This is a genomic window from Actinacidiphila sp. bgisy160, from assembly GCF_965342435.1.
GTDB lineage: Bacteria > Actinomycetota > Actinomycetes > Streptomycetales > Streptomycetaceae > Actinacidiphila.
In genome coordinates, this window is the sequence record NZ_CBDRCM010000102.1 from 1 (window position 1) to 8,550 (window position 8,550).

General features: G+C 71.4%; 10 protein-coding genes. 8 read left to right on the forward strand and 2 right to left on the reverse strand.

Features of this window, described 5'->3' with window-relative positions; all coding sequences use genetic code 11:
- Both ACRWNP_RS36500 and ACRWNP_RS36505 read right to left on the reverse strand, forming a co-directional pair.
- The gene (locus tag ACRWNP_RS36500; RefSeq protein ID WP_431969216.1) at positions 1 to 1,041 is read right to left on the reverse strand and encodes a hypothetical protein; all 1,041 of its coding nucleotides are present in this window, start codon (positions 1,039 to 1,041) and stop codon (positions 1 to 3) included.
- Positions 1,038 to 1,256, reverse strand: coding sequence for a hypothetical protein (locus ACRWNP_RS36505; protein ID WP_431969218.1), 219 nt, complete (start codon positions 1,254 to 1,256; stop codon positions 1,038 to 1,040). Before ACRWNP_RS36505 ends, ACRWNP_RS36500 begins: the two co-directional genes overlap by 4 nt.
- Positions 1,257 to 1,377: 121 nt before the next feature.
- Between ACRWNP_RS36505 and ACRWNP_RS36510 the strand changes: the two genes are divergently transcribed.
- The 8 genes from ACRWNP_RS36510 to ACRWNP_RS36545 form a co-directional block, all read left to right on the forward strand.
- Positions 1,378 to 2,025: an HAD family hydrolase gene (locus ACRWNP_RS36510; RefSeq protein WP_431969228.1), complete on the forward strand. Its 648-nt coding sequence runs from the start codon at positions 1,378 to 1,380 to the stop codon at positions 2,023 to 2,025.
- A gap of 43 nt (positions 2,026 to 2,068) precedes the next feature.
- Positions 2,069 to 3,301, forward strand: a complete 1,233-nt coding sequence (locus ACRWNP_RS36515) for an MFS transporter (protein ID WP_431969219.1) — start codon at positions 2,069 to 2,071, stop codon at positions 3,299 to 3,301.
- Positions 3,252 to 4,427, forward strand: coding sequence for an acetoin utilization protein AcuC (locus tag ACRWNP_RS36520; RefSeq protein ID WP_431969220.1), 1,176 nt, complete (start codon positions 3,252 to 3,254; stop codon positions 4,425 to 4,427). The genes ACRWNP_RS36515 and ACRWNP_RS36520 overlap by 50 nt, the downstream gene beginning before the upstream one ends.
- A 323-nt stretch (positions 4,428 to 4,750) precedes the next feature.
- Entirely contained in the window at positions 4,751 to 5,566 is an 816-nt protein-coding gene (locus tag ACRWNP_RS36525; protein ID WP_431969222.1) for a phosphatase, read from the forward strand.
- A 127-nt stretch (positions 5,567 to 5,693) separates the two neighbouring features.
- Entirely contained in the window at positions 5,694 to 5,906 is a 213-nt protein-coding gene (locus ACRWNP_RS36530; protein WP_018558718.1) for a helix-turn-helix domain-containing protein, read from the forward strand.
- Between the two features lie 107 nt (positions 5,907 to 6,013).
- Positions 6,014 to 6,112, forward strand: coding sequence for a 30S ribosomal protein bS22 (locus ACRWNP_RS36535; protein WP_003948845.1), 99 nt, complete (start codon positions 6,014 to 6,016; stop codon positions 6,110 to 6,112).
- 195 nt (positions 6,113 to 6,307) lie between these two features.
- Positions 6,308 to 7,360, forward strand: a complete 1,053-nt coding sequence (locus ACRWNP_RS36540) for an NAD-dependent epimerase/dehydratase family protein (RefSeq protein WP_431969224.1) — start codon at positions 6,308 to 6,310, stop codon at positions 7,358 to 7,360.
- Positions 7,361 to 7,386: 26 nt separating this feature from the next.
- Positions 7,387 to 8,550, forward strand: a 1,164-nt coding sequence (locus ACRWNP_RS36545) for a lysophospholipid acyltransferase family protein (RefSeq protein ID WP_431969226.1), incomplete at its 3' end; no start/stop codon positions are given.

Genomic DNA, 8,550 nt, shown 5'->3' on the forward strand with positions numbered 1-8,550 from the left:
TCAGTGCACGCAGGTCCATAGGACGGGTTTGCTGACACCGTCGACGAAGGAGTAGCCGCCGACGGTCCCGTTGTCGGCTGCCGCATAGGCGCCCGCGTCGCTGTTCTCGTCGTCAGCGAGGCGGGGCAGGGCGCGTATCGGGCCCGAGCCGGTCCAGAACTCGGCTGTGCCGGGAGGGAAGTCGGGTGGGGAGCCGAAACTCGTCGGTGCCGAGCCCGCGACGAGTCCGGTGCTGGGGCTGATGGCGAGGAAGTAGCCCTCGCTGGAGTAGCCCGGAAGGCCCGGGACCTCGACGCCGTCGGCGTCGTAGGGCGGATCCCAGTAGGTCTCGTACGCGCTGTCGGAAAAGAAGTTGGTCGTGGCGCCGACGATTCGGCCGTGCTCGTCGATGGCGGCAGGCACGTGGAACACGCCCTCGGGAGGCTCAGTGGGTGACAGGACCTCGGCGGCGCCGGTCGTGCCGGCTTTCCACACCACGCCCGTTGAGCCGCTGGAGCCGATAATGGTCCCGGCGTTGTTGATGCCGGTGACATGGCCGATGCCGGGTCCGAACGGGGACGGGGGGAGGAGTCGGCGCTCAACGCGTGTGCCACGCCAGACGAAGCCCTCATGCCAGTTGCCGCCGACGATTTGTCCGTGGTCGTTCACGTCGGTCGCGAAGGCGCTTTCGGGCAGAACCCGGGCAACCGGCCATCCCGGCTTGTAACTGAAGCCGAAGTCGGGACCCGACCACGGGCGCATGGTTCCCACCATCAATCCATGCTGGTTGACGGCTTCGACTTCGCCTTCGCCGTTGCCCAGGTCTAAGGGGAAGGGAATGCGATGGACGGTGCGGCCGGTCCAGTAGACGGGGACGCGGTCACTGGATCCGGCGGCCAAACCGGGGCGGCCCAGGGCACGCACCTCGCCGGAACCTCCTGGGAGCGTGTCGAGGACAACGAGCCGCGGGCCGCTGTCCGTGTCGGCAGCCACCGGGTCGGCGGTGGCCATCAGAGCGGTGAGGCCCAGCAGCCCGGCGGCGAGAAGGCCGCGGCGCTTCATGAGGCACCCCACGCACACGTCCGGTTGACGGAGTGTCGCGCCCGGGCTCCCTCGTGGGCATCACTCTGGTAGGCCCAACCGCCGGTACGGGCCCGGTTGTCGACGGCCGCGGCGGCCGCGCTGCGGGCTCCGGCCGTGCTCGCCGGAAGCAGGGTGACCGGCGCCGGGCCCAGGGCCAGTACCGCCGTGGAGGTGGCGGGGTCTGGTTGTCTCATGGTGGTTCCCCCTTCATCAGGACGTGGCCGTCCCATGGCTGTCCATCATGGGCGGGCGGTGGTGGCGGACGAGGACATTCGGCACGACCGGGCGGAACCGGTGGCCGACTACAGTGGTGCGGTGCGCTACGACCTGGTCATCTTCGACAACGACGGCGTGCTCGTGGACAGCGAGCCCCTCTCCAACCGCATCCTGGCGGGTTTGCTGACGGAGCTGGGCCACCCCACCACGTACGAGGAGTCCGTCCGCGACTACATGGGCTCCGCGATGCACCGCGTCCACGACCTGGTGGCGGAGCGCACGGGACAGCGGCTGCCGGAGGACTTCGACGCCACGTACTACGCGCGGGTCTTCGATGGCTTCCGGCGTGAGCTGCAGCCGGTGCCGGGCGTGGGGACCGTACTGGGGAAGCTCGCGGCCGACGGGGTGCCGTACTGCGTCGCGTCCTCCGGGAGCCACGAGCGGATCCGGGTCGCGCTCAAGAAGACCGAGTTGTACGGGTACTTCGGCGAGGAGCGGATCTTCAGTTCGCAGGACGTCGGACGCGGGAAGCCGGCGCCCGACCTGTTCCTGCACGCGGCGCGCACCATGGGCGTGGCGCCGGAGCGGTGCGCCGTGGTGGAGGACAGTCCGCTCGGGGTGCGGGCGGCGGTGGCGGCCGGGATGGACGTGTACGGCTTCACGGCGATGACGCCGGCGGAGAAGCTGTCCGGGGCGCTGGCGCTGTTCGCGGACATGGCGGAGCTGCCCGCGAAACTGTTCGTGTGATCGAGCTACCCGTCCGTAGCCGGCGGCTCTACGCTGCACGCTCATGGACGGCATCGACGGCGGTTTGCGCCATGGACGGGCCTCGTTGGCCGTCGGTTTCTTCGCGCAGGGGGCGGCCTTCGCGCTGCTGGTGACCCGGATCCCGGCGCTGCAGGACCGGTACGGGGTCAGTGACGCGCTGCTGCCGGCGTTCCTGGCCGCGGTGCCCGTCCTGGCGGGCATGGGGAGCGTCGTCACCGAGCACCTGGTGAAGCGGGTGCGGCCGAGCGTGGTGCTGCGCTGGGTACAGCCGGTGGTGTGCCTGGCGCTGCTGGGCGCCGGCGCCGGGGGCGCGCTGTGGCAACTGGCCACGGCGCTGGCCGTCTTCGGGATATGCGTCGGCGCCCTGGACGCGTCCATGAACATGCTCGGGGTGAGCCTGCAGCGCGCGTACGGCCGCAGCATCATGCTGGGCTTCCACGCCGCGTACAGCTTCGGCGGCATCCTCGGCGCGTCGCTGGCCTGGGCGGGGGCGCACTGGCACCTTTCGCTGGCGGTGCTGTACGGGCCGGTGGTGGCGGTGCTGATCCCGCTGACGCTGGTGGCCGGCCGCTGGTACGTCGACGGGAAGGCTGGAACCCACGACACCCTGGCCGTCCCTCCCGCCTCGACCGCGGCTCCCGTGGCCATGCGGCTGCTGCTGCCGCTCTGCCTGGTGATGGCCTTCGCTTACATCGGGGACTCGACCGTCTCCAACTGGAGCGCGAAGTACCTGCAGGACGTGCTCGGCGGCTCCGAGCAGCTGGCCACCGTCCCGTACAACGTCTACATGGTCACCACGCTCCTGGGCCGCTCGGTCGGTGACCTCGGTGTGCGGCGCTTCGGGGCGGCGGCGGTGGTGCGGGTCGGCGCGCTGGTGGCGGCGGCGGGCTTCGCGGTGGTCGCGGTCGCTCCGGGCGCGTGGGTGGGGATGGCGGGCTTCACACTGCTCGGCCTCGGGCTGTGCGTCATCGTGCCGCAGACGTTCGCGGCCGCCGGGCGGCTGTTCCCGGGGGCTTCGGACACCGCGATCGCGCGGCTGAACATCTTCAACTACGTCGGCTTCCTTGTCGGCTCCCCTCTGGTGGGCGCGCTGGGCGACGCGTGGAGCTACCGGGGGGCGATGCTGGTGCCGATGCTGCTGGTGGCGGCGACACTGCTGTACGCCCGCTCGTTCGGGACGGAGGCCGCCCGCTACGGTGTCGACCATGAGCGGCCGCGCACAGCTGATGTGGGACGAGCAGGTAACGGGCTATGACTTCGGTCGCGGCCACCCGATGGACCCGGTGCGGCTGGCGCTGACCATGGGGCTGGTCCGGGCCCTCGGACTGGACCGGGCGCTCACGGTCACCGCGGCCCCCGCGGCAGGCGACTCGACGCTGCGCCTGGTGCACGACGCGGAGTACGTGGCGGCCGTGCGCCGCGCCTCAGCCGACCCCAAGGGCATGACGGAACTGGCGTACGGCCTCGGCACCGAGGACACCCCCGCGTTCGAGGGCATGCACGAGGTCTCGGCGCTGATCGCGGGCCAGTCTGTGGGGGCGGCCGAGGCGGTGTGGCGCGGCGAGGTGACGCACGCGGTGAACTTCGCGGGCGGCCTGCACCACGCGATGCCCGCTCTGGCCTCGGGTTTCTGCGTCTACAACGACGCCGCGCTGGCCGTCGCCCGGCTGCTGGAGCTGGGCGCGGAGCGCGTCGCGTACGTGGACGTGGACGTGCACCATGGCGACGGCGTCCAGACGGCCTTCTGGGACGACCCCCGGGTGCTGACGATCTCGCTGCACGAGCACCCGCGCACGCTCTTCCCGCAGACCGGCTGGCCGGAGGAGACCGGCGGCCCCGCCGCGGAGGGCGGCGCGGTGAACGTGGCCCTGCCGGCCGGCACCGGGGACGAGGGCTGGCTGCGGGCGTTCGACGCGGTCGTGCCGGAGCTGCTCGCGGCCTTCCGGCCGCAGGTGCTGGTGACCCAGCACGGCGCGGACACGCACTTCGAGGACCCGCTGGCGCACCTCGCGGTGAGCCTGGACGCGCAGCGGGCCGTGGCGGAGGCACTGCACGGCCTGGCGCATGAGCATGCCGGGGGCCGGTGGGTCGCCCTGGGCGGGGGCGGCTACGCCGTGGTGGACGTGGTGCCCCGGACGTGGACGCACCTGGTCGGCATCGCCGCCGGGCGGCCGGTGGCGCCGGAGACGGCGACGCCCGAGGAATGGCGGGCGGAGGTGTACCGCAGGACGCGGCAGATGGGGCCGTTGCGGATGACGGACGGGCGGGACGCGGTGTTCACCGGTTTCCACGACGCGGGTTACGACCCGGCGGACCGGCTGGACCAGGCGATCCTGGCGACCCGGCGAGCGGTCTTCCCGTTGCACGGGCTGCTGCCGTAAGGCGCGGCCGGCCCGCGGGGCGATGGTCGGGCGCCGGCGCGCAGCAGTTCCGCGGCCCGTTCGGCGATGGCGTAGACGGTGGCGTTGGTGCTGGCGGAGACCGGGGCCGACATCACCGAGGCGTCGGCCACCCGCAGGACGCGGCAGACGGGGCCGCTGCGGATGACGGACGGGCCACGGGCCCCTCCCATCGCTGTCGCGCGGTATGTCTGAAGTGTGCGGAGGGGTCCGCCGGGGGCGCCGACCCGGACCCCCCGCCCCCGGAGAGTGATGTTCGGGCCGTTCCGGCACGTGAAGGAAGCGGAGGAGGCCACCATCGGCGGGTGGTGACTGTTGCCGCGCTGCGGGCGCATCTGGTGGGGGCGGGGATCGCGGGGGTCGTGACGACACCGCGGGAGAAGAGCCTGCGCAGCTATCGGCTGTTCGTGGCGGGCGATCCGCGGCAGACGTTGGGGCTGGAGCCGGTACGGCGCTGGACGCAGCCCGGTCTCCTGCGGCTGATGGCCGACCGGTGTGGGGTTTCGCCTGACCCGGGGCTCACTTCCGGACAGGATGTGATCGACCCCGATCGCACCCTGGCGGGGCTGGAGGCCTTCGCCGTCCGGCTGAGGGAGGCCGCGCGGCGCAGGGAGCCCGTACTCATCGGTACTGGTCACCCGCATCGCCTGCTCGGCTTCTACGCCGGATTGGCGGCCGCCCTGTCGGCGGCGGGATGTCCCATCCTCACCCCATCGCATGGCCGACGTATCGACATGACGACGCAATTCGGCCTACGCACGCGCAACCTCTGGTACGTAGGGGGAGTCGCGACGGTCCGGGACGCGCCGGGTGAGGGCGCCCGTGGTGCGCCGGCGGTACACACGCACTCCCCGCTCCCGGTAAGGGCCGCGCTGGCGGGTGCGGCAGGACGTGGGGGACTGCTGCCGAGCCTCGTGGTGGGAGACCACGGCTGGGTCTGCGGAGCAGGTCAGCTGGGCGTCGAGGCCATCGGGCTGGCAGATTCGGACGACCCCGCGGTTTTCGTCGCCGAGGCGGAGGGCAGGGTTTCGGTCGCGGTTCCGCTCGATGACGCTGTGCGCTCCGATTACTACCGACCGCTTACGCGCTATGTACTCAATCGAGCGTGTCTGTCACAGTAGCCAACCGATCGCTACTCCTCTTCCCCACTTGCATCACCCGCACCTAGTCTGGGGAGGAGCGCACGTGCGAGAGGGAGTCACCGGAGGGGAAGCCGGTGCCCGTCATGTGCGGAAGGTTCGGTGTGTCATGGCTTCAAGCGAGAGGCCTCTCAACGAGGTCGTGTTCCTGACCGTGGCAGAGGTCGCCGCGGTGATGCGAGTGTCCAAGATGACCGTGTACCGGCTGGTGCACAGCGGTCATCTGCCGGCGATCCGGGTGGGGAGGTCCTTCCGGGTGCCGGAGCAGGCCGTCCATGACTATCTTCGTGAGTCCTACGTGGGGGTGGGGGAAACTGCCTGACGACCGCCTCGGTTTCTGCTCGGCGCTTGCGGACGGGTAGGCTGTGCCGACGTAGGTCGTGTGGGCCCGGACGCCCCGCACCGAGTGAAAACGAAGCGAGGGTAGTCGTGGGCTCTGTCATCAAGAAGCGGCGCAAGCGTATGGCCAAGAAGAAGCACCGCAAGCTGCTGAAGCGTACGCGTGTGCAGCGTCGCAACAAGAAGTAAGCGAGCTACGCTTCGCACTTCACTGCCCTCCCGCCCCCACGGACCGTGGGGGCGGGAGGGCAGTGGCGTTCCCGGGGGGACCGCGGGAAGGCCCGGCCGGGCGATCCTTGGCGGTGGTCGTGCGTTCGGGCGTCATCACGGCGCAACAACGAACCGATACGGTGCGTACATGCGGTGCGAGGGAAGGCGCTGATCTTGGGCAAAGTGGTGCTGGTGACCGGAGTCGCCCGCCAGCTCGGCGGCCGGCTGGTACGACGTGTGATGCGCGACCCCGACGTCGACCGGGTGATCGGGGTCGACGCGATGCCGCCCGCGCACCATCTGGGCGGCGCGGAGTTCGTCCGTGCCGACATCAGGCACCCGATGATCGCCAAGGTGCTGGCCGAGCACACGGTGGACACGGTGGTCCACATGGACGTCAGCGGCACCCTGCCTCGCCGCAGCAGCCGGACCGCGGTCAAGGAGACCAACGTCATCGGCACGATGCAGCTGCTGGGCGCCTGCCAGAAGGCCCCGACGGTGCGCCGCCTGGTGGTGAAGTCCACGACGAGCGTGTACGGCTCCGCGCCCCGCGACCCGGCGGTCTTCACGGAGTCCATGCCGCCCAAGTCGCTGCCCAGTGGCGGTTTCGCCAAGGACGCGGTCGAAGTCGAGGGATACGTACGCGGCTTCGCACGGCGTCGCCCGGACGTTGCCGTATCGGTCCTGCGGTTCGCCAACATCCTGGGCCCGCGGGCCGACACCCCGCTCGCGGAGTACTTCGCGCTGCCGGTGCTGCCGACCGTGTTCGGCTACGACCCGCGGCTGCAGTTCGTCCACGAGGACGACGTCATCGACGTCCTGATGCTGGCCCTGCGCGACGAGCGCAACGGGACGATCAACAGCGGCACGTTCAACATCGCCGGTGACGGGGTACTCCTGCTGTCGCAGACCGCGCGACGGCTGGGGAAGCCCACGGTGCCGGTGCTGCTACCCGCCGTCACCTGGGTGGGGCAGATGCTGCGCACCGCCGGCGTCACCGACTTCTCGCGCGAACAGATCCGGCTGCTCACCCACGGCAGGGTCGTGGACACCACGCAGATGCGCGAGACGCTCGGCTTCGCCCCGAAGTACACCACCGCCGAGACCTTCAGTGACTTCGCCCGCAGTCGCGGCCCCGGCCTGCTGCCGCCCGACCGGCTCGCCGAGACCGTCGACCGGCTCGCCGCGCTGGTCCCCGCCGGTGGGCCCCGAGGACTGAGCTCGTGAGCAATGCTGCGAGGAGGAACCGCGCCATGGCGGACGCCAAGGTCATCCCGTTCGACGAGGACTCGCGGACCCGGAGGGGGGCACCGCGGTCGCGCGGGCGGGCCGCGGCGCGCGGCAAGGCCGGCGGTGACACCGGTAACGCGGTGGCCGCACTGCCGGTGGAGGAGCGGGGCGCGCGTGCCGCGGCGGAGCCCGACGCCCTCCAGGACGCCGTGACGGCCTCCGCGGACCCGCCGGGCGCCGATGGTGCCGGTGGGGCGTCCGAGGGCACGCAGGCCCCGGAGGAGGTCGCCGAGCGGCCGTCCGGCGCCGCGGGAGGCCCGCTGGCCGCGGCGCTCGGTTCGGCCGCGGACCGGCTGCTCGGCGGGCCCTGGGAGCGCAAGGTGGCCCACGGCCTGGCATTCCTGCGCCGCCGGGTCACCGGCGACTACGAGGTCGACGACTTCGGCTACGACGAGGAGCTCACCGACCAGGTCCTGATGTCGCTGCTCCGGCCGCTGTACGAGTCGTACTTCCGGGTCGAGGTGAAGGGGATCGAGAACATCCCGGCCGAGGGCGGTGCCCTGGTGGTGGCCAACCACTCCGGGACGCTGCCGATGGACGGGCTGATGATGCAGGTCGCCGTCCACGACAACCACCCCGCGGGACGGCACCTGCGGCTGCTGGCGGCCGACCTGGTCTTCATGCTGCCGCTCGTCAACGAGCTGGCCCGCAAGGCCGGGCACACCCTGGCCTGCGCGGAGGACGCCCAGCTGCTGCTCGAACGCGGAGAGGTCGTCGGTGTGATGCCCGAGGGGTTCAAGGGGCTCGGGAAGCCCTTCTCCGAGCGCTACAAGCTGCAGCGCTTCGGGCGGGGCGGCTTCGTCGCGACCGCGCTCAGAACAGGGGTGCCGATCGTCCCGTGCTCCATCGTGGGCGCGGAGGAGATCTACCCGATGATCGGCAACGCGAGGACGGTGGCCCGGCTGCTGGGCTTCCCGTATTTCCCGGTGACGCCGACGTTCCCGTGGCTGGGTCCGCTGGGCATGGTGCCGCTGCCGACGAAGTGGACGATCCAGTTCGGTGAGCCGATCCCGACGGACGGCTACGCGCCGGAGGCGGCAGAGGACCCGATGCTGGTCTTCAACCTGACCGACCAGGTGCGGGAGACCATCCAGCACACCCTCTACAAGCTGCTGGTGCAGCGCCGC

Excerpts from the sequence above, each read along its gene's own strand:
- ACRWNP_RS36500 (WP_431969216.1), bottom strand. The coding sequence starts at position 1,041 with ATGAAGCGCCGCGGCCTTCTCGCCGCCGGGCTGCTGGGCCTCACCGCT.
- ACRWNP_RS36505 (WP_431969218.1), bottom strand. The coding sequence starts at position 1,256 with ATGAGACAACCAGACCCCGCCACCTCCACGGCGGTACTGGCCCTGGGC.
- ACRWNP_RS36515 (WP_431969219.1), top strand. The coding sequence starts at position 2,069 with ATGGACGGCATCGACGGCGGTTTGCGCCATGGACGGGCCTCGTTGGCC.
- ACRWNP_RS36520 (WP_431969220.1), top strand. The coding sequence starts at position 3,252 with ATGAGCGGCCGCGCACAGCTGATGTGGGACGAGCAGGTAACGGGCTAT.
- ACRWNP_RS36530 (WP_018558718.1), top strand. The coding sequence starts at position 5,694 with ATGGCTTCAAGCGAGAGGCCTCTCAACGAGGTCGTGTTCCTGACCGTG.